At 72.2% G+C, this 20,717-nt stretch carries 17 protein-coding genes; 9 read left to right on the forward strand and 8 right to left on the reverse strand.

Going from position 1 to position 20,717, the window contains the following annotated elements:
* Position 1: 1 nt before the first annotated feature.
* Positions 2-628 (reverse strand): hypothetical protein, encoded by a 627-nt coding sequence (locus tag IE140_RS34215; RefSeq protein ID WP_150193846.1) that lies wholly within the window; start codon positions 626-628, stop codon positions 2-4.
* 137 nt (positions 629-765) lie between these two features.
* Here IE140_RS34215 and IE140_RS34220 point away from each other — a divergent pair, with 137 nt between their 5' ends.
* Together IE140_RS34220 and IE140_RS34225 are read left to right on the forward strand one after the other, a co-directional pair.
* Positions 766-2,289, forward strand: a complete 1,524-nt coding sequence (locus IE140_RS34220) for an MFS transporter (RefSeq protein ID WP_268252805.1) — start codon at positions 766-768, stop codon at positions 2,287-2,289.
* A gap of 22 nt (positions 2,290-2,311) precedes the next feature.
* The gene (locus IE140_RS34225; protein ID WP_093444582.1) at positions 2,312-2,872 is read left to right on the forward strand and encodes a TetR/AcrR family transcriptional regulator; all 561 of its coding nucleotides are present in this window, start codon (positions 2,312-2,314) and stop codon (positions 2,870-2,872) included.
* 18 nt (positions 2,873-2,890) lie between these two features.
* Here the strand turns inward: IE140_RS34225 and IE140_RS34230 are convergent, their stop codons facing one another.
* Positions 2,891-3,379 carry a MarR family winged helix-turn-helix transcriptional regulator gene (locus IE140_RS34230; protein WP_100560693.1) on the reverse strand — a complete coding sequence of 163 codons (489 nt, stop codon included), beginning with the start codon at positions 3,377-3,379 and terminating at the stop codon, positions 2,891-2,893.
* Between the two features lie 113 nt (positions 3,380-3,492).
* On the opposite strand from IE140_RS34230, the gene IE140_RS34235 reads away from it, so the two are divergent.
* Positions 3,493-3,903, forward strand: a complete 411-nt coding sequence (locus tag IE140_RS34235; RefSeq protein ID WP_032778042.1) for an Ohr family peroxiredoxin — start codon at positions 3,493-3,495, stop codon at positions 3,901-3,903.
* An 88-nt stretch (positions 3,904-3,991) separates the two neighbouring features.
* Here the strand turns inward: IE140_RS34235 and IE140_RS34240 are convergent, their stop codons facing one another.
* Positions 3,992-5,530: an alpha/beta hydrolase gene (locus IE140_RS34240; protein WP_150193848.1), complete on the reverse strand. Its 1,539-nt coding sequence runs from the start codon at positions 5,528-5,530 to the stop codon at positions 3,992-3,994.
* Positions 5,531-5,623: 93 nt separating this feature from the next.
* Between IE140_RS34240 and IE140_RS34245 the strand changes: the two genes are divergently transcribed.
* A complete protein-coding gene (locus IE140_RS34245) occupies positions 5,624-6,661 on the forward strand; it encodes a MerR family transcriptional regulator (RefSeq protein WP_093444585.1) in 1,038 nt (345 codons plus the stop codon).
* 67 nt (positions 6,662-6,728) lie between these two features.
* Here IE140_RS34245 and IE140_RS34250 read toward each other — a convergent pair whose 3' ends face one another.
* Complete coding sequence (locus IE140_RS34250; RefSeq protein WP_263869837.1) at positions 6,729-7,391, reverse strand: TetR/AcrR family transcriptional regulator; 663 nt, start codon at positions 7,389-7,391, stop codon at positions 6,729-6,731.
* Between the two features lie 232 nt (positions 7,392-7,623).
* On the opposite strand from IE140_RS34250, the gene IE140_RS34255 reads away from it, so the two are divergent.
* A complete protein-coding gene (locus tag IE140_RS34255) occupies positions 7,624-9,522 on the forward strand; it encodes an RICIN domain-containing protein (protein ID WP_150193850.1) in 1,899 nt (632 codons plus the stop codon).
* 165 nt (positions 9,523-9,687) lie between these two features.
* Here the strand turns inward: IE140_RS34255 and IE140_RS34260 are convergent, their stop codons facing one another.
* Positions 9,688-10,134 (reverse strand): SRPBCC family protein, encoded by a 447-nt coding sequence (locus IE140_RS34260; RefSeq protein WP_150193851.1) that lies wholly within the window; start codon positions 10,132-10,134, stop codon positions 9,688-9,690.
* A gap of 285 nt (positions 10,135-10,419) precedes the next feature.
* On the opposite strand from IE140_RS34260, the gene IE140_RS34265 reads away from it, so the two are divergent.
* Both IE140_RS34265 and IE140_RS34270 read left to right on the forward strand, forming a co-directional pair.
* A complete protein-coding gene (locus IE140_RS34265; RefSeq protein ID WP_189461026.1) occupies positions 10,420-12,633 on the forward strand; it encodes a HelD family protein in 2,214 nt (737 codons plus the stop codon).
* An 88-nt stretch (positions 12,634-12,721) separates the two neighbouring features.
* A complete protein-coding gene (locus IE140_RS34270; protein ID WP_150193855.1) occupies positions 12,722-13,837 on the forward strand; it encodes an AI-2E family transporter in 1,116 nt (371 codons plus the stop codon).
* Positions 13,838-13,885: 48 nt separating this feature from the next.
* Here the strand turns inward: IE140_RS34270 and IE140_RS34275 are convergent, their stop codons facing one another.
* Positions 13,886-14,575, reverse strand: a complete 690-nt coding sequence (locus IE140_RS34275) for a TetR/AcrR family transcriptional regulator (protein ID WP_229827040.1) — start codon at positions 14,573-14,575, stop codon at positions 13,886-13,888.
* A 60-nt stretch (positions 14,576-14,635) separates the two neighbouring features.
* Here IE140_RS34275 and IE140_RS34280 point away from each other — a divergent pair, with 60 nt between their 5' ends.
* On the forward strand, positions 14,636-16,249 hold the full coding sequence (locus IE140_RS34280; protein WP_150193857.1) for an FAD-binding oxidoreductase: 1,614 nt from the start codon (positions 14,636-14,638) through the stop codon (positions 16,247-16,249).
* Here the strand turns inward: IE140_RS34280 and IE140_RS34285 are convergent.
* Complete coding sequence (locus tag IE140_RS34285) at positions 16,215-18,323, reverse strand: FUSC family protein (protein ID WP_229827042.1); 2,109 nt, start codon at positions 18,321-18,323, stop codon at positions 16,215-16,217. The two genes, IE140_RS34280 and IE140_RS34285, sit on opposite strands and share 35 nt — an antisense overlap.
* Before the next feature lie 250 nt (positions 18,324-18,573).
* Positions 18,574-19,614 (reverse strand): NAD(P)-dependent alcohol dehydrogenase, encoded by a 1,041-nt coding sequence (locus IE140_RS34290; RefSeq protein ID WP_032778053.1) that lies wholly within the window; start codon positions 19,612-19,614, stop codon positions 18,574-18,576.
* 162 nt (positions 19,615-19,776) lie between these two features.
* Between IE140_RS34290 and IE140_RS34295 the strand changes: the two genes are divergently transcribed.
* A complete protein-coding gene (locus IE140_RS34295) occupies positions 19,777-20,706 on the forward strand; it encodes a helix-turn-helix domain-containing protein (protein WP_032778054.1) in 930 nt (309 codons plus the stop codon).
* Positions 20,707-20,717: the final 11 nt, after the last annotated feature.

Below are 20,717 nucleotides of genomic sequence, written 5' to 3' on the forward strand. Positions count from 1 at the left end.
GTCACGTCGTTGCGGGCGGCGTGGGCCTGGCGTGCGTCAGGAGAAACTCGGTCGCCCGCGCGATGGCCTCGGCGGACGTGCTGTGGACGGCCTCCGACTCGTCCTCCCGCAGGTCCGCGCCCGTGGCGGTGTACCACCAGGCGTCGGCGCCGGGGTCGTGGTGGATCACGGCGTCGCCACCCGCGTAGTGCAGCGGGATGGACTCGCTGGCGGACTTCTTGGGTACCGCGTGGGGCCACTTGAGGCGGGCCGACTGGCGCTTGATGCCGCCCCAGGCCGCGCCGAGCTGTGCGTAGCTGCATCCGCCGCGTCCGGCGACGGTGGCCGCACTCTCGGCCAGCCGGTCGACGGACTGCTTGGCTTCGTAGAGCGAGCGGAGCATCGCCAGCTGCACGTCGGGCGCGGCCATGAGCGCGGCGTCGAAGGGTTTTCCGGCGGTGCGGTAGGCGAGCGCGCGCGTCGAGATCCGCTCGGCCAGCGACCGGACCGCTGCGAGCAGTTGCTCGTCCATGACGAACGAGTCGTCGTCAACGGGCTCGTTCCAGGCAGGGTCCACCGGGGTGAGGACCGTGGCCCAGAAGTCCTCGTCGCTCTGGTCAGGGGTCGGGATCGCCTTCACATCATCCATGCGACAACTATAACTGTCATAACTACTGTCGTCAGCTTTATTTGTCACCGCCCCACCGGGACAGCATCCCATGTCCGTCAGCTGCGTAACTGTACCTTTCGAAAGGTACAGTTACGAAGGAAGGGACGACTCCCACAGTGAGGCTCAGGAAAATGATCATCAGCAAGAGGCGGCGCTGGCTGCTCCTGACAGTCGTGAGCGCAGGACTCCTGCTGATCACGCTGGACAACTCCATCCTGTACGCGGCCCTGCCGACACTGGTGAAGGATCTCGGCGCGAGCAGTTCCGAGGGCCTCTGGATCATCAACGCCTATCCGGTCGTGATGGCCGGTCTGCTGCTGGGCAGCGGCACGCTGGGGGACCGGGTGGGGCACCGGCGGATGTTCGCGATCGGCCTGGCGGTGTTCGGCGTGGCCTCGCTCGTCGCGGCGTTCTCCACCAGTCCGGAGGCTCTGATCGCCGCTCGCGCCTTCCTCGCCGTCGGCGCGGCCGCGATGATGCCTGCCACGCTCGCGCTGATCCGGGTCACGTTCGACGACGAACGCGAACGCAACATGGCCATCGCGGTCTGGGGGACCATGGCGGTCGTGGGCAGCGCCCTCGGCCCGATCATCAGCGGGATCCTGTTGCAGCACTTCTGGTGGGGGTCGGTCTTCATCATCAACGTCCCCGTGGTCGTCGCCGCGATCGTCGCGACGCCGCTCCTTGCCCCGCCGAACGACCCGGACCCCTCCAAGCAGTGGGATCTCGCCTCTTCGCTCCTGGCGCTCGTCGCCCTGGTCGGTCTTGTCCTGGCGATCAAGGAGACCGCGAAGTCCGATCCCGATCCCGCGGTCATCGCGGCTGCCGTCCTCGCGACGGCAGTCGGAGGATGGGCCTTCGCCCGGCGGCAGCGGCGACTGACCTACCCCCTGCTGGACTTCGCGATCTTCCGCAACCGCGCCTTCCTTGCGGGGGTACTGGCCGCCGGGTTCGCCCTGTTCGCCATCTCCGGCATTCAGCTCGTCACCACCCAGCGCTTCCAGCTCGTGGAAGGCTTCACTCCGCTGCGAGCCGGGTTTCTCGTCGCGGCAGTCGCCCTCGGAGCCTTCCCCACCGCCATGCTCGGGGGTGCGGTCCTCCACAGGGTCGGCCTGCTGCCCCTGATCACCGGAGGTCTGACCCTGGGGGCCGTCGGTACCGTGCTGGTCCTGATGAACTTCTCCACCAGCATGGGGCTGCTCGTCACCGGGCTGATCATCACCGGCAGCGGCCTCGGCGCGGCCATGTCCGTCGCCTCCAGCGCGATCATGGGCAATGTCCCGGCCCGGAGGGCGGGTATGGCATCGTCCGTCGAGGAGGTCTCGTACGAATTCGGCGGCCTGATCGCGGTCGCCCTCCTCGGCAGCCTGCTGACCGCTGTGTACTCCGCGACGATCGACCTGCCGGCCGGGGTGTCCGACCGGGCGCGCGACAGCCTCGACAGCGCGCTCGCACTGGCGGGAGAAGGAGCGGGAGCGCATACGGCTCTCATCAGGGCGGCGTCCGAGGCGTTCGACGGCGCCTACCTCGCCGTGATGGTCGTGGTGGCCGCCGCCCTCACGGTCGGCGCCCTCGTGACCGGCATCCTTCTGCGTCGGCACGGCCCCGGATCGGCGCTTTCCGGCCCCGCACACCACTGACCCACCCCCATCGGAGCGAACCATGCGAACCAGCAAGCGAAGCCAGATCCTCGAAGCCGCCACCCGGGTCGTCCAGCGGGAGGGTGTAAAGAGCGTCACCTTCGACTCCGTCGCCGCGGAGGCCGGGCTGACGAAGGGCGGGCTCCTCTACCACTTCGCCTCGCGCGACGATCTCGTCCTCGCGATCCACCAGCACCTGGCCGACCAATGGGAAGCCGATCTGGTCGCGGCTGCGGGGAAGCCCGCGACCGAGGCGACCAGGGACGAACGGCTGGCCGCCTACACCCAGGTCGCCATCCAGAGCGCCACCCGCGCGGAACTCCTGCTCATGCTCGAAGGCTCGACGGACGCGGCGCACTCGGCCGTCTGGGAGGCCGTGACCGAGCGGTGGGCGCCGCCCCCGGCGTCGGCCGGCGATGACCCGGCCACGCTCGACCGGTTCATCGTCCGCCTCGCCGCCGACGGCCTGTGGCTGTACGACTCCCTGACCTCGCAGCAGCTCACCTCCGAGATGCGACGGGCCGTCGCCGAACGGATCGCCGACGCACTGGCCCAGGACGGCGGCGCCGAAGAGAAGGGCTGAGAAGCGCCGGATCCCAGCTCAGTCGGCGTCGACCGCTTCCCCCAGCGCACCCGTGAGCCGCCCCAGCACCTCCTGCAGCCCGAGGACCTCCTCCAGCGACAGGCCGGTGGCGGCGAGCACGCCACGAGGGACGGACAGGGCGCGCTCACGCAGGCCCGCACCCTCGTCGGTCAGCTCGATCACGACGGAGCGCTCGTCCTCGCGGCTGCGTTCACGCCGGACCAGGCCGGCACTCTCCAGCCGCTTGAGCAGCGGCGACAGGGTCCCCGAGTCCAGATGGAGGCGCTCCCCGATGGCCTTGACCGCCTGCGGACCCTGCTCCCACAGGACCAGCATCACCAGGTACTGCGAGTAGGTGAGGCCGAGATCCTTCAGCGCCCGCCGGTAGTAGCCGCCGAACGCCCGCGAGGCGGCGTGCAGCGAGAAGCACACCTGGTGGTCCAGCCGCAGCAGCTCCGCGTCGGGAACGGCGGCGAGGTCGGGCAAGGCGCTCGGAGCAGTGGTCATGGAACCAGCGTACCGCCGAACACCCGCTTGAGTTGTGTCCAACTTAATTGTGTGCAATCTTTATGGACGTCGCCGCGACCAGCCGGGTCGGGGCTCCAGAGGAGGGTCATCCCATGGACGCGTTGTACACCGCCGCCGCCACCGCCAACGGCCGTGAGGGCCGTGCCGTCAGCTCGGACGGACAGCTCGACCTGCCGCTGGCCATGCCCCCGGCCCTCGGCGGCAACGGCAAGGGCACCAACCCCGAGCAGCTCTTCGCCGCCGGCTACGCGGCCTGCTTCGCCAGTGCCATGGCCGCGGTCGGCCGCGAGCTGAAGGTCGACACCAAGGACGCCTCCGTGACCGCCGAGGTCTCCATCGGCAAGGACGGCGACGGCTTCGGGCTCTCGGTCGTCATGCGCGTGGAGCTCCCGGACTCCCTCGCGGGCGAGACCGGCCGGAAGCTGGTCGAGGCCACCCACGCCTACTGCCCGTACTCCAAGGCCACCCGGGGCAACATCGACGTCGAGCTGGTCATCGAGTAGCCGAACGCGCGGACGCGTCGACCAGGGGGTGGCAGGCCGGGCGCCGGGGCCCGGAGAAGGCCGTGGCCCGGCCTGCCACCCCTTCAGGTCACCCCTTCAGACGGGCCAGCACCTCGCCCACCGCGCGGTGCACGGCCTCGCGCGCACCCTCGGTCGGGTCGAGCGTCTCGAAGCCGTGCCGCCCCTCCGGTACGTCGATGATCTCCAGGTTCGCCCCGCAGCGGGCGGCCTCGGTCACGAACTCCTCGACGGTCGCGGCGATCTCGGCGCTCTCCCGGCCCGCCCGGACCAGGACGACGGGAAGATCACCGGCACGGGACAGTGCCCGGACGGGGCGGAAGCGGGAGCCGGTCAGCCCCCAGCCCGGCAGCGGCGCGAGGATCGGGTAGTTCGCGGCCACGCAGCGCAGCCACACCGGCGGGTCCGCCAGCCACTCCGCCGTGATCGGGCCCCCGCCCGAGAAGAACCACAGAGCGACCCGGTCCGCGTCCACGCGCGGATCGGCGCGTACCCGGTCCACCGCGTCGGCCACGTCCGCGGCGGCCTGCTCGTAGTCGGTGACGGCATGCAGACGGTGGTCGAGCGTCACGCCCACGGCACCCTGCCCGGCGACCTGGCGTGCGTATCCCGTCAGGGTCGGCCAGTCCCGGGGCGTGGGCCTCGCCTCGGCGGGCACCGGGCCGCCGTGCACAAACATCACGGCCGGGTGCGGCCCCGGACCGTCCGGCAGGTAGAGGTCGGTGTTCCCGGTCCGCTCGCGTGGCCGCTCGGGTACGTCGAGGAGGAACGGCCGCAGATGGGCGGGGGTGCGGCCCGCGTCGGCGGGGGTCAGCAGGTGTCCCCCGCCGGACGCGGCCTCGGTCAGGGCCCCGGCCAGCGCGTCGGGGCAGGAGAGCATCGGCCAGTGCCCCGTGGGCAGTTCGAAGAAGGTCACCCCCGCTTCGGCGAGCGCCGCGAGGGCGGGGGTGCCGACGTCCACCATGATCTGGAGCATCTCGACGCCCGGCCCGTTGGCGGTGCACAGCACGCCCGTCGCGGGCACCTCGGCCACGGCGCCGGTCAGCCGCAGCGGCTGGAGCAGTGTGCCCAGCGGCTGCGGCGCCGCGAGGGCGGTGAGCCCGTCGAGCGCCGCCTCGGAGAGGCCCGCGGTGCTTCCCCAGCGGGGCCACTCGTCCCTGGCCGGTGGCGGCAGTTCGCCTCCCGGCACCCCGCCCCAGCTGCCTGTGGCACGTTCCGCCACCTCCTCGCGAAGGAGCTGGTCGGGCACGGCCGCCACCGCGGGAACGCCGTCCTGCGGCATCCCCGAGTCCAGGTACACGATCCGGGCGATCGACCGGGCCCGGCGGTCGGCCGCACCGAGCACGGGGTGGATGCCGTAGTCGTGGCCGACGAGCACGATCGCCCTGCCGGGCTCCGCCGCCGCGTCGATCACCGAGTCGATCACCGCGAGCACGTCCGCGATGTGGGTCTCCAGGTCGACGGCCCCGCCCCCGTCGGCGAGGGGCCCGCCGAGTCCGGTGAGCGCCACGGTATGGACCTCGGCGCCTTCCGCAGTCAGTCGCGCGGCGGTGTCCCGCCACACGTGCGGTCCGGTGAACGCCCCGGCCACCAGGATGAATACGGTCATGGTCCCTCCTCGTCACACTGACTCCCGCGCACCGGCCCGAAGCTCCGGCCGCGCTCGCCGGTACCGTAGGAACTCCCCCTGGTGGAGGTTCAAGTGTTCTCGTCGCACGACGGTCTGTGCACCATCGGTGAGCTGGCCGAGCACCTGGGCGTCAGCGTCAAGACCGTCCGCTTCTACTCGGACCGCGGGCTGCTGCCGGAGGCGTCCCGCAGCACCGGCGGGCATCGCAGATACGGTCCGGACGCCGTGGAACGGCTCGGCATGATCCGCTCGCTGCGCGGCCTGGATCTGTCGGTTCCCGAAGTGCGCCGCATCCTCGACGAACAGGACGCGCAGGGCGGACGGGAGGAGGCCGGGGCTGGTGGGGCGCTGGAGGACGCCGTGGCGGGCCGGCTGCGCGTCCTGGGGTCCGAACTCGCCGCGCTGCGCTGGCGGGAGGCCGCGCTGCGGCTCGTACAGGAGTGCCCGCCGGCCGAACGGCCCGACCGGCTACGGCTGGTCGGGGCGGTCGCCGCCCCGCCGAGCACCGCGTCGCTGGCCCGGTTCTGGCGTGCGTGGCTGCCGCCCCGGATGCCCGCCCGGTCCGTCACCGCGTTCCTGGAGGTCGCGGTTCCGCCCCCGCCCGACGACCCCCGGCCGGCCCAGGCCCTGGCCTTCGCCCGGCTGCACGCTTTCGTGACCCGGCCGTGCGGCGGCGGGTTGGGGGCCGGCTCCTGCCAGCCGCGGGCGCACGGTGTTGCCGGGGCCCGGGCGTCGGCGGTGCTGTACGCGGGCCTGGCGGAGGCGTACGACCTGGCGGGCGCGGAACTGCGCCGTGGTGCGGAGCCCTCTCCCGGTGAGGCGCTGGACGGATTCGTCGACGCGTACGCGGGTACGTACGGCGCCCGGGACACGCCTGGCTTCCGCCACGTGCTTGCTGGGCGGCTCGCGGGCGATCCGCGCATCGACCGGTACTGGGAGCTGACGGCCGAGGTGATCAGCGCTCCCGGCGGTCCTCCCGAGCCGACGCCGGGGTCGGCGCACGACTGGCTCCTCGCGGCCCTGGCGGCGCAGGTGGAGGTGGTGGCCGGCCGCGGTGGTGGGCGGCGCGGGCCCGTCGGCGAGGCGCCGGTTTCCGTCGCGCCCGCGTAGCCGGCCCGGACCACCCTCGCGTCGTCGGCCCGTCCAGCCCGAGGCGGGTGGTCCGCGCTTCATGCTCTCAGCCTGCCGTGTTCGGGCCGAAACGTTCGGGGGCGAGGGTCGCCAGCAGTGAGGTGACCACGAGGTCGGTCGAGGCGGCCATGTCCACGGACTCCGGGGCCAGAAGCCACTGGACCTGTAGTCCGTCCATGACCGCGATGATGGCGTTGGCCGCGTGGTCGGCCGATTCCGCGCGGTCGGCGGGCAGTTCGCAGGCCTCGCGCAGGGCGTCGGCGACGAAGGCGCGCAGCCCGTCGTAGCGGTCGCGGAAGTAGTCCTGGGCGGGGTGGTCGTCGGTGACGGACTCCGCCGAGAGCACCGCGTACAGCCGGACGATGCCCTCGCGCTCCGCGTTGCGCAGTGCGGTGTTCACCAGGTGGCGCAGGAAGTCCAGCCCCTGGGGGCGGTCGGGGCCGAGCTGCTCGATGTCGCGCTGGTCGCGCAGTTCGAGCACGCTCGTGAGGAGCAGGGCCTTGGAGCGGAAGTAGTGCAGCACCCCTGCTTGCGTGAGGCCGACCCGGTCCGCGATCTCGGCGAGCGAGGCGTTGTTGTAGCCGCGGGCGGCGAAGGTGTCCATGGCGATGGCCAGGATGTCCTGCTGCCGCTGCCGGGCTTCCGGGCTGCGCGGCGTGCGAGGGCCCGCCGGACCGCGTGCCGGTCTGCTCACTGACTGGTTGCTCACCGGATCAGCTTAAGCCTGCGGGAGCGCTGGTGAAGATCTTCAGCACATCGCGCGAGAACACCGGAGCCGACTACTTACTAACCACTTAGTGGGTGTGCTTTCATGCCGTTGTCCCGCCCTCTTGTGACCGGCACGCCCGGAGCGAGGCGACCGCCGCGCCCTCCGTCCGCCGGGGTGCCACCTGCCAGCAGGTACGAACCCAACAGGTACGAACCCAAGGAGAGCCGCCACCATGCCAAGCTCCACTCCCCTGCGTTTCAGAGCGCGCGCGGCAGGCGCCGCGCTCGTCCTGACCGTCGCCGCGCTCGGCGTCAACGGCGCCGCCGGAACCGCCCGCGCGGCCGACCCGGTCGCCCAGGTGTGGGTCACCACGCCCGACGGCTCCAGGAAACTCACCCCGGAGGGAGACGTCCCCTTCACCGGCTCCCCGCAGGCGATCGACATCCGGATCGACGCGAACAGCAAGGGGCAGAAGTTCACGGGCGCGGGAGCCTCCGTGACGGGCGCCTCCGCCCACCTCGTCCAGGGCCTCCCCCAGGCACAGCGCACCTCGCTGCTGAAGTCGCTCTTCTCCACGGAGGGAGACGGCATCGGGCTCAACTACCTGCGCCAGCCCCTCGGCAGCACCGACTTCGACGCGAACACCGACCCGTACACGTACGAGGACACCCGGGGCGCGTTCTCCATCGACCGGGACCGGAGCCGGATCATCCCGGTCCTGAAGCAGGCCACCGCCGTGAACCCGGCCATCCGATTCATGGGCTCGCCCTGGTCGCCTCCGGCCTGGATGAAGACCAGCAACTCGCTCAACGGCGGGAGTCTGCGCACCGAGCACTACCAGGCCTACGCCGACTACCTGATCAAGGCGATCAGGGCGTACGGGCAGGAGGGCATCACGCTCACCGATCTCACCGCGCAGAACGAGCCGGAGTTCGCGACCAGTTACCCGTCGATGAGCATGACCTCGGCCCAGCAGGCGGACTTCCTGCGGGTCCTGGACCGTACGCTCACCGCCGCGAACCTGCCGACCAACATCCTGGCGTACGACCACAACTGGGACCACCCGAACTACCCGCTGGACGTCTTCGCCCGGACGGGTGGCATCCAGCGGATCATCGGCGCCGCGTTCCACTGCTACGGCGGGGCGCCCGCCGCGCAGAAGCAGATCGCCGACGCCGGGAAGCGGGTCTTCTTCACGGAGTGCTCCGGCACCGACAGTGCGAACCCGGCGACGACATTCGGTGACACGCTCAAGTGGCACGCCGAGAACCTCGTCGTGCAGAACATGCGCAACGGCGGCGAGACGGTGATCAACTGGAATCTCGCCCTCGACCGGAACGGCGGTCCCCACCAGGGGCACTGCACCAACCGCTGCAACGGCATCGTGGAGATCGACGGCGGTCAGGTCACCCGTAACGCCGAGTTCTACGTCCTGGGCCATGTCTCGAAGTTCATCAAGGCGGGGGCGGACCGGATCGGCTCCACCAGCCAGGGCGCGGGCGGGGTGCAGAACGTCGCCTTCCAGAACGGCGACGGCAGCCGGGCGGCCGTGGTCGTCAACACCGCGTCCGGATCGCAGCGGTTCTCCCTGACCGACAACGGCAGGTCGCTCGCCTACACCCTGCCCGCGGGTGCCGTCGCGACCTTCACCTGGGACGGGAGCGGCGGGACGACCGAGCCGCCCGTGGGATCCATCGACCCCGCCGCCTGGTACCAGGTGCGCAGCGCCAACAGCGGTGCCTGCCTCGACGCGGCCGACTGGGGTACGGCCAACGGCACCGCGCTGCAGCAGTGGGCCTGCGGGACCGGGGCCAACCAGGGCTGGCAGTTCCGGCCGACCGACTCCGGTCACTACCAGGTGGTGAACCGGCACAACGCAAAGGCCTGGGACGTCGACGGCGGTCCGGGGGCGACCGCCGACGGCACCAGGGTGCATCTGTGGTCGTACGAGGGCGGTGTCAACCAGCAGTGGCGTCCGGAGGCCCTGGCCGGCGCCGGGCAGTACCGCTTCGTGGCCCGCCACAGCGGCAAGTGCCTCGCCGTCGACAACTCCTCGGCGGTCAACGGGGCCAGGCTCTCGCAGCAGCCCTGCTCCGGCTCGTCGGCACAGGTGTTCTCGCTGACCCGCTGACGCGGGCGACGGGATCGCGGCGGCTCTCCGGACCGGGGAGCCGCCGCGGCATGTTCGCCGTCCGCGGGGCGTGGTGCCGTGCCGGTGAGTCGTGGTGTGCGCGGGAGCTTCGACAGGCACCCGTTCGACCCGGTGATCCGCGCCTCCTGCCGGGCTGACGCCGGATCAGGTGCCTTCGACCGCCTCCTTGATGCGCTGTCCGAACGCCGGTGCGTCCTTGCGGGCCGCGCTTCCCGCGATGCCGACCAGGAGTTTGCCGACTCCGTGGCCCTCCAGGACGTTGAAGAGCCTCACGTGCATGCCGCCGTCCGGTGTGGCTTCGAGGTCGTAGCCGCCCTCGGCCGCGGTGATGAGGTTCTTGGACTGTTCCTGCCAGCGGATACGGGTCGGGGCGACCAGTTCGCTGATCTCGAAGTCACGCCGGGTGGTCATGCCCGCGTCCTTGACGGTGCTGTGGAAGACGGTGCCGACGTGGGTCGGGCCGTTGGGGGTCTTCTCGATGCGCTGTACCCGGGGGCTGAACTCGGGGTCGTTCTGGCCGTCCGCGAGATAGGCGAAGACTTCCTCGATAGGGCGGTCGATGTCGACCGTCGCTTCGAACTGTGTGCTCATGGCTCTCTCCGGTCTGCGTGTGACGCGGCGCCGAAATCCGTGGTCCGCCATCAGTGTCGGACGGGCCCCCCGGGAGCGCACGCCGAGGAGCCGTGGCCGACAGCCGTCCCGCCCCCGCGGCACGGAGGACCCATTCCCCGGCTCCCGGGCCGTCATTGCGGCCGAGGGTTTATCGCGCGTATATTGGATTCTTCTGCGCACATGCAGAAAGGCCCCACGCGGGGGCCTTATGGAAACGAATATATCTGGCGGGGAGCCGTTTTGTCAAACCGGGAAAGCGACGAATTGCGGGAAGAGCAGGAATTCATCGATCGGCTCCATGCCCGGGTCGACACGCTGCGCGGGGTGGCGGCCGATGGGGTCGAGCACGCGTTGACGCCGGTCGGCACGGGCCAGCAGGCGCGGCTGGAGCGGGACATCCTCGTCGCGGAGCGCTCGGGGCTGCTCGCGGCGCTCGACGCGGTGGACGGCTCCCTGTGTTTCGGCCGCATCGACCGCTCCGACGGGCTCGCGCACCATATCGGCCGTATCGGGATCCGTGAGGACGACGCCGACCACACGCCTGTTCTGATCGACTGGCGTGCGCCGGTGGCGCGTCCTTTCTATCTCGCCACGGGGCACACGCCGATGGGTCTGCGCCGGCGTCGCCACATCGCCACCGAGGGCCGCACGGTCACCGAACTCCATGACGAGATCCTCGATCTGGGGGACGACGACCGCACCGGTTTCGAGGATCCGAACGGCGACGCCGTGCTTCTCGCGGCGCTGAATTCCGCGCGCACCGGACGCATGGGCGACATCGTGCGGACCATCCAGGCCGAGCAGGACGGCATCATCCGGGCCCCGCACCGCGGTGTGCTCGTCGTCGAGGGCGGACCCGGCACCGGGAAGACCGCCGTCGCGCTGCACCGGGCCGCGTTCCTGCTGTACGAGCACCGCGAGCTGCTGGCCAAGCGTGCCGTGCTCATCGTGGGCCCGAACCCGGCGTTCCTGCGCTACATCGCGGAGGTGCTGCCGTCGCTCGGCGAGACCGGGGTGCTGCTCGCCACACAGGCCGAGCTGTTCCCCGGGGTGCACGCCACCGGTACGGACACTCCGCGCGCCGCCGCCGTCAAGGGCGGTGAGCCGATGGCCGAGGCCCTCGCCCTGGCCGTACGCGACCGGCAGCGGTTGCCGGAGCCCGGGGCGGCGATGGTGATCCCGCACGAGGACGGCGGGGATCTGGTCCTGGACTGGGAGATCGCCTACGAGGCCCGGCAGGCGGCCCGCGACACCCGGCTGCCGCACAATCTGGCCCGTCCGCACTTCGTCTTCCGGGTCATCGACGCCCTCACCGCGCAGCTCGTCGAACGCATCGGCGCGGACCCGTACGGCGGGCCCAACTTCCTCGGTCCCGACGATGTGGCCCTGCTCGGCCGGGACGTCGCGCTGAGCAAGGAGGTGCACGCGGCCGTGGACGAGCTGTGGCCGCCGCTGACCCCCGAGGGCTTTCTCGCCGACTATCTGGCCGACCCCGTGTACGTACCGGACGAGGACGCCGACGCGATCCGGCGCGAGCCGGCCGCCGGGGCGTGGACCCCCGCCGACGTACCGCTGCTCGACGAGGCGGCCGAGCTGCTCGGCGTCGACGACAGTGCGGAGCAGGCGGCCGCGGAGGCCGCACGGCAGGAGCGGGTCGGCTACGCGCAGGGCGTGCTGGAGCTGTCGCGTGGTTCGGAGAGTTACGAGTTCGAGGACGAGGAGTCCGAGGTGCTCGCCGCGCACGACATCATCGACGCCGAGCGGATGGCGGAGCGGCACGAGGAGGCCGACCACCGCACGGCGGCCGAGCGGGCCGCCGCCGACCGTACGTGGGCGTTCGGGCACATCATCGTCGACGAGGCGCAGGAGCTGTCGCCGATGGCGTGGCGGCTGCTGATGCGGCGGTCGCCGACCCGGTCGATGACCCTGGTCGGCGACCCGGCCCAGACCTCCGAGGAGGCGGGCGTCGGGTCCTGGGAGCAGATCCTTTCCCCGTACGTGGGCGACCGCTTCGAGCACGTGACGCTGGAGGTCAACTACCGTACGCCCGCCGAGATCATGGAGCTGGCCGCCGGGGTCCTGAGGGAGAAGGATCCCTCGTTCACGGCGCCCGTGTCGGTGCGGTCGACCGGTGAGAAGCCGTGGACACGGGATGCCGGGGAAAATCTGGCGGGCGCGGTGGCCGGGGCCGTCGCGGAGCTGACGCCCGAGGAGGGGCGGCTCGCGGTGATCGCGCCGCGGGCGCTCCACGAGGAGATCGCCGCTCCGCTGGACGGGGTGACGGCGGGTGAGGCCCCGGACCTGACACGGACGGTGGTGCTGCTGGATCCGCGCCAGGCCAAGGGGCTGGAGTTCGACCATGTGCTGGTCGTGGAGCCCGGCCGGTTCGGGACGAGCGATCTGTATGTGGCACTCACCCGTGCCACCCAGCGCCTCGGCATCGTCCACCGGGAGGGGCTGCCGTCGGCGTTGGGCTGACGGGCGGGGGGCCCACCTGCCCGGCGCCGGGCTTCGGCGGGCCGTCGGAGTGGCCGGTACGGGCTTCCCGAACCCATAGGGTGACGCCATGTCTTCGCCATTGAGTTCGACAAAGACCGCGGCTGCTCTCCGCACGTCGGCACGGGTCTCCGCAGAGCTGCTGCTGGTCCTCGTGGCGGCGGCGGTCGCGTTGTGGGTGCTGGGCCGGATGTGGTCGGTCGTATGGCCGCTGATAGTCGGTCTGTTCCTCACGACGCTGACCTGGCCGCTCGCCCGCTTCCTCCGCCGGCACGGCTGGTGGCCCGCGCTGGCCGCGTCGGTGGTGACGGTGTTCGCCCTGCTCGTGGGGGCGGGCATCGTGGCCCTGATCGCGGTGCCGGTCGCGGACCAGTCCGGGGAGCTGGCCGACCGGGTGGTCGCGGGCATCGACAAGCTCCGCGAGTGGGCGGCCGGTCCGCCGCTGAACATCGGCGACGACCAGATCACCGGTGCCCTGGACAGCGCGACCGACCGGCTCCAGGACAGTGTCGGCAGTGTGGTCACCACCGCCGTGACCGGGGTGAGCACCGTGGTCAACGGGGTGGTCACGGCGGTTCTTGCGCTCTTCCTGATGTTCTTCTTCCTCAAGGACGGCCCGCGCTTCCTCCCGTGGCTCACCCGTCAGCTTCCCGGCCGGCTCGCCACCGACATCCCCGAGGTGGCCTCGCGCAGTTGGGCGACCCTGGGCGCGTTCGTCCGGTCCCAGGCGTTCGTGGGTCTGCTGGACGCGGTCTTCATCGGCCTCGGCCTGTGGATCCTCGGGGTGCCGCTGGTGCTGCCGCTGGCGGTGCTGACGTTCGTCTGCGCGTTCGTCCCGATCGTGGGAGCGCTGTTCGCCGGGTTCGTGGCAGTGGTCATCGCCCTGGTCTCGAACGGGCCGATGGACGCCCTGCTCGTGCTGGGGATCATCGTCGTGGTGCAGCAGCTGGAGGGCAATGTGTTCCAGCCCATGATCCAGAGCCGGGGACTCGGCCTGCACGCGGCGGTCGTGCTGCTCGCGGTGACGCTGGGCGGCAGCCTGGCCGGGGTGGTGGGCAGCCTGCTCGCCGTGCCGGTGGCGGCGGTGCTCGCGGTGGTCTGGAACTACCTCCGCGAGCAGCTCGTGGAGGAGCCGCGGGATCCGGAGCCGGAGGATCTGCCGGAGGGTTCGCCCGCCCCTTCCTAGGGCGCCGAGGGTTCGCCCGCCCCGTCCTGGGACGCTTTCCCGGCGGGTTCAGTGCGGGGCGCGGATCGCGGCCAGGAGCCGGGCGCAGCGTGCGGTCATCTCCGGCGCGGACTGCTCGGGGTGGGAGATCCACCAGCCGACGAGCGCGCCGACCGTGCCGGTCCACACGTGCTTCAGGGCATCGGCGTCCAGCGGGTCCTCGTTGCCCTGACCGCGCAGGACGTCCGCCGTGCCCGAGGCCGCGAGGCCGTCGATGGCCGCGCGGTGGGCGTGTGCGGCGGCGTGCAGGTCGGAGCCGGGCTTCAGGGTCCGGTCGTACAGCACGAACCAGGCTTCCCGCTGCTCCTCCAGTACGTCGAAGACGGCTGCGAGGACACGCGGGGGAACGTGTGAGGCGGCCGGTCCGAGGCCCTGCGGATCCGGCGTCATCGCGGCCTCGACCGCGGTGACGAGACGGTGGGCGATGTGTTCCAGACAGGCGAGGTAGAGCCCGTCCTTGGAGCCGAAGTACGTGTACAGCAGCGGCTTGGTCACTCCCACACGCCGGGCGATCGAGGCCATCGAAGCAGCGGCGTGTCCGTGCCGGCCGAACTCCTCCACGGCGGCGGCCAGGATCTGCTCCTCGCGCCGGGCCCGGGGGACTCCTTTCGTCCCGGCGCTCGGAGCAGCGCCGGAGCGGGTCCGGGGCGGCCCGGGCGGGGAGGGAGTGGCGGGGGACGAACCTCTTGCCGTGTCCATGCTCGAACTATACGCTCCGGTAAATTACCCAGAGGTAAATTACCGGAAGGTCATACCCCTATGCCGGACCGCATCTCCCTCCCGCACGGAGCCGACGCCGTCCCCGCTCGGTCCTGGTGGGGCTGGGGCGACCCGGGTCAGGCCCTGCCGGACGCCGAGTGCGCCGAGCTCGCGGCGCTGGTCCCCGGGGCCGCCGGAACCGCGCTGCCCGTCCCCTCCATCGCCTCCCTGGAACTGCCGCCCGTCCGCGTGAGCGCACCCCGTACGCTCGCCCACCTCGTCTCCGGCGCTCCGGCCGTTCGTGCGGGCCATACCTACGGCAAGGCCTTCCGTGACGTCGTCCGCGCGCTCCGGGGCGACCTGGCGGCAGCACCGGACCTCGTCGCCTTCCCCCGGGAGGAGCGGGACGTGGTGGACCTCCTCGACTGGGCGTCCGGGGCCGATGTCGCCGTGATCCCCTACGGTGCGGGCAGTTCGGTGGTCGGCGGGGTCGAGTACCGCGCCGGCTCCCATTCCGGCGTCCTGTCGATGGACCTCTCGGGGATGGGCCGGGTGCTGGAGATCGACCGGGTGAGCCGGTCGGCGCGGATCCAGGCGGGAGCCCTCGGACCGGTCCTGGAGGCGCAGTTGAGGCCGCACGGGCTGACGTTGCGCCACTTCCCGCAGAGCTTCGCGTTCTCGACCCTCGGCGGCTGGCTCGCCACCCGGGCGGGCGGGCACTACGCCACCCTCCACACCCACATCGACGATCTCACCGCCGCCCTGCGCGTGGTCACGCCCGCCGGGGTGAGCGAGTCGCTGCGGCTGCCCGGGTCGGGGGCCGGGCCGTCCCCCGACCGGCTCTTCCTCGGTTCGGAGGGCACCCTCGGGATCATCACCGAGGCGTGGATGCGGCTCCAGGACCGCCCCGCCCACAAGGCGTCGGCCTCGGTGGTGTTCGACCGCTTTCCCGCCGCGGTGGACGCCGTCCGGGCCATCGCGCAGTCGGGCCTGCATCCGGCCAACTGCCGTCTGCTCGACCCGGGCGAGGCCGCGCTGTCGGGGGTGGCGGGCGGAGGCGGAAGCGTCCTGGTGCTGGGCGTCGAGTCGGCCCACCGTCCGGTGGACGGCCGGCTCGCCGAACTCGTCGCCCTGGCCCGCGATCACGGCGGCTCCCCCGCCGAAAGCGCGCCCGCCGCGGGCGACTCGGCCGCGGAAACCTGGCGATCGGCGTTCCTGCGGATGCCGTACGTCCGGGACGGGCTGGCCCGGATGAGCGTGATCAGTGAGACGTTCGAGACGGCGTGCACCTGGGACAGGTTCCCGGAGCTGTACGAGGCGGTGCACCGGGACGTCGGGGCCGCCGTCCGGGCCGCGACCGGCGCCGAGCCGATCATCAACTGCCGTTTCACGCATGTGTACCCGGACGGTCCCGCCCCCTACTTCACGGTCATCGCCCCGGGCCGGCGAGGGTCGGAGGTCTCCATGTGGGACGCGGTCAAGGCGGCGGCGATGCGGACCCTCGGCGAGCACCGTGCGACCGTCACCCACCACCACGCGGTGGGGCGCGACCACCGCCCCGGGTACGACCGGCAGCGCCCGGAGCCGTTCGCGCTCGCCCTGCGCGCGGCCAAACAGGCCCTCGACCCGGCCGGGATCCTCAACCCGGGCGTGCTGTTCGACCCCGCGGGGTGACGGGCGGGTCCTCGCCCGGCGCCGGTGTCAGCGAGGACTCGATGCGGGCGAGCTGGTGGGCGAGGCCCGTCATCCACACCTCCAGGTCCACGGACAGGGGCGACGGCGGATCGCGGTCCGGGGCGCTCCGCGGTGTGGGTCCCGGCTGCTCCGCGGTGAGCAGCCGGGCGATCCGGTCGGTCCGGGCCACCAGGCGGGACGCGGTTTCCCGGGCCCAGGCCGCGGACGCGTCGGAGGCGCCGGAGGCGGGGCGGAGGCCGAAGCGCGGCAGCCACTGCGCGCCGAGGAGCATGTGGCTCGCCGCGATGAGCACGGCGTGCCAGTCCGCGCGGTCGCTCTCCCCGTCGACCGGTGTCTCGGCGCGGAACTGGGCGTACGCCGCCTCGGCGAGGCGCAGCCGGTGGACGCCCGGCAGGGTGTCCGGCGCGGTGCGGGAACCGCCCGGGGGCACGAGCAGCGCCTGTGCCGTGACCGGCACCAGTGGGGCGCACGTTCTCAGCAGCCCCGCCATGGCCCGGTGGACCTCCCGACGCGCCCCGGCCGGCCAGGCCAGGAGGCCGCACAGCAGCCCGATGACGCTGCCGGTGACGACGTCGATCATCCGCGCCTCCGACAGCCTCCAGGTGACCGGCGCGATCTGGGCGAACGCGGTGGCGACGACGAGCGTGAACAACGCCTGCGCATACGCGATGCCCAGCAGTGGCCCCAGGGCGAAAGCCGCCAGCATGACGGGGGCGAGGGGGGCGGCGTACACATCGGTGTGCCGGCCGAGCCCGATCACGAGCGCCCCGGCCACCAGAGCGCCCGCCGCGTTGCCCGCCACCGCGAGGCGGACCGCCCGCCAGGTCGCGCCCGCGGTCGTACGTCCCAGGGTCAGGACGGCGAGGAGCACCCAGAATCCGTGGGCGAGGTCGAGGGAGCCGGCCACCGCCCGGGCCGCGGCGAGGCCGAGCGCGGTCCGTACGGCGTTCTGGAACAGCACGGACCGGAACGTGACGTTGCCGAGGACGCGCCGGGCCCACAGCCTCGGCGTGGACAGCTCGGCGTACCAGAACACCTCGCGCGGGGCGGCGGGCTCGGTGGGTCCCCCGTGGGTGGCGATGTCGACGGTGATCTCCACCATCCGCGCCGATTCGGCGAGCGCCAGCACCCGGGACTGCCGTCGCAGCACGTCGACGGGGAGCCGCTCACCGGGCGGCCCGGAGGCCAGTCGCACCCGGTCGGCCTGGAAGGCCCGCATCGCTTCCTCCAGCGCGCCGGCGGGCGGCGGGCGGCCGCCGGTGCGCAGAAACCGGGCGCAGGCGGTGCACAGCTCCGCGACCCGGCCGAGGAGCGCGGCGGTCTCGGGGTCGGCCGGGGCGGGCGGGGCTTCTGCGAGGATGGCCAGCTGGTCGAGGAGTCTGCGGGCGGAGCGGCCGGCCTGTTCCAGTGCGCGGTCGGTGCGCCCGGCGCCGGCGGGCCGTTCAGCCGGGGGTACGTCCGCGAGGCGCAGGGTCGATCCGGCGTCCCGCAGCCGCTGCGGTGGTGCGCCTGCGGGGGCGGCCCCGCGCGCCGCCTCGTCGAGGGCGGCGGCCAGCCGTTCCCGGTAGGAGGGTGCGGCCGGATCGGGCAGCAGGATCTCGCACGCGGCGAGGAGCAGGGCGCCGGCCGTGAGCCCCGCCAGCCGCTCCACGAGCGTGTCGGGGGCGTAGGGCGGGAAGCAGGCGAGGATGTAGAAGAGTTGGAGGCCGGGGGCGATGCCGGCCGGGCGGGGGCCGGCCACGGCCGTGAAGGCCAGCAGGAATCCGATGACGAGCATGCCGCCGACGGCGGCCCAGGTGTCGACGGCGAGCAGGGTTCCCAGGGTCGCGAGGACCAGTGCCGGGGGCAGCGCCCGGAGCATGACGGAGGACCGTTGGGGGCCGGAGCCGGGGACCACGGAGAGCAGCCCCATGGCGATGGGCGCGAAGAGCGCGTACAGGGCGGCGACCGGGAGCCCGGCTCCGTACAGCAGGGGGTAGAAGCCCACGCTCGCCGCGACGGTGACCCGGACGGCCCGGCGGAGGACCGTCGCCCGCTGCGGCCGGGCGATCACCTTGCCGCCCCCTCCGGGCGCGGCTCGGGGCTGGTGCTCCGCGAGGTCCCGGCCGGGAGGAGCCGCTGTGCGCCCATCCGGCACGCTCCTCTCGTGGGGCCGAGCCCTCCGGTGCGGCGGCCCGATCCGGCCGCCTTCCGCCATTGTCGGCCGGATCGGGCTGCCCGCGCGCGACGAAGGCGTCCGGGGAGCATCCGAGGCGCTCGGGCCGGACGCCTTCGGTGCGGGGGCCGCTCGGGGGCGGCGCGCGTCAGATGGTCGCGGTGTCGATCACGAAGCGGTAGCGGACGTCGCTCGCGAGAACCCGCTCGTACGCCTCGTTGACCTGGTTCGCGTCGATCACCTCGATCTCGGCGCCGAGCCCGTGCACGGCGCAGAAGTCCAGCATCTCCTGGGTCTCCTTGATCCCGCCGATCGCCGAACCCGCGATCGACCGGTTGCCCAGGATCAGGGAGAAGAGGTTCAGCGAGATCGGCTCCTCGGGGGCGCCCACGTTGACGAGGGTGCCCTCGGTGCGCAGCAGGCCGAGGTAGGCGCCGAAGTCCAGCGGGGCCGAGACCGTGGAGAGGATGACGTCGAAGGTTCCGGCCAGTTCCTCGAAGGTCTTGGGGTCGCTGGTCGCGTAGTAGTGGTCGGCGCCCAGCTTGAGCCCGTCGTCCTTCTTCCGCAGGGACTGGGAGAGGACGGTGACCTCGGCGCCGAGCGCGTGCGCGATCTTGACGGCCATGTGGCCGAGGCCGCCGAGGCCGACGACGGCGACCTTCTTGCCGGGGCCCGCGCCCCAGCGCTTGAGCGGGGAGTAGGTGGTGATGCCCGCGCACAGGAGCGGCGCGGCCTCGTCGAGGGCGATGCCCTCGGGGATGGTGACGGCGAACTTCTCGGTGACGACGAGGTGCGTCGAGTAGCCGCCGTAGGTGGGCTCGCCACTGCGGTCGAGGGCGTTGTACGTCTGGGTGTTGCCCTCGGCGCAGTGCTGCTCGCGGCCCATCAGGCAGGCGTCGCACTGTCCGCAGGAGTCGACCATGCAGCCGACGCCGACGCGGTCGCCGACCTTGAACCGGGTGACGCCGGAGCCGGTCTCGGCGACGATCCCGGCGATCTCGTGGCCGGGCACCATCGGGAAGATGCCCTCGCCCCAGCCGTCGCGGGCCTGGTGGATGTCGGAGTGGCAGATGCCGGCGAACTTGATGTCGATCAGGATGTCGAACTCGCCCACCGGACGACGCTCGATCGTGGTGCGCTCCAGCGGGGCCTTGGCACGGGGAGCGGCGTAGGCGGCAACGGTGGTCATGCCGGAGGTTCTCCTCTGGGTGATGCGGTAGGAACGTGTCCCAGCCTCACTCCGTGTCCGGTGTTTACCCAGGCCACCGCTTTGCCTACGTCCAGTGGTCCTACTACTGACGGGGACAGGCTGACCCGCCTACGACCACGCGGGGCAGGAATAATGGAACCCATGGACGATCAGCCGGAGGCCGCCGCACCCGAGCCGCTGGACCGGCGTGCGGAGCTCAGCGAGTTCCTGCGCACCCGCAGGGCCAGGCTTCAGCCGCAGGACGTGGGACTGCCGGAGTTCGGCCGGGCCCGTCGGGTGCCGGGGCTTCGCCGGGAGGAGCTGGCGCAGCTGGCCGGGGTGTCGGTGGCGTACTACACGCGTCTGGAGCAGGGCAACGGGCGCAATGTGTCGGCCGAGGTGCTGGACGCGATCGCGCGTGCGCTGCGGCTCACCGACGCCGAGCACGCGCATCTGAACCATCTGGCGAGGCCGGCCCGGCACAAGAAGAAGCGCCGCCCGGCGAAGGTGCAGCGGGTGCGGACCGGGCTGCTGTATCTCCTCGACAGCATGGAGGGCATTCCCGCGTACGTGGCCGGGGCGCGGTCCGACATCCTCGCCTGGAATCCGATGGCGGCGGCGGTGTTCGGCGACTGGGCCGCGCTGCCGGCGGCCGAGCGGAACTGGGCTCGCCTGGTGTTCCTCTCCCCCGCCTACCGGGACCTGTTCCTGAACTGGGACTCCAAGGCCTCGGACATGGTCAGCTATCTCCGGCTGTACGCGGGGTGCCACCCCGACGATCCGCAGTTGTCGGCCCTGGTGGGCGAACTCTCGCTCAAGAGCGAGGAGTTCCGCCGGCTGTGGGCCACGCACAACGTCAAGGAGAAGGGCCACGGCATCAAGCTGATCCGGCATCCGCTCGTCGGCGACCTGACCCTGTCGTACGAGACGCTGAATCTGCCGGACGACGAGGACCAGCAGTTGGTGACCTACCACGCGGAGCCGGGGTCGGAATCGGCCCAGGCCTTGCGCCTGCTGGCGAGCTGGGGCGCCGACGCGGGACGGGCGGATGTGATCAGTGGTGCGGGCCGGAGTCCGGACGACGAGCGGTGAGGACGAACTCC

The organism is Streptomyces parvus (assembly GCF_014648875.1).
Taxonomy (GTDB): domain Bacteria; phylum Actinomycetota; class Actinomycetes; order Streptomycetales; family Streptomycetaceae; genus Streptomyces; species Streptomyces parvus.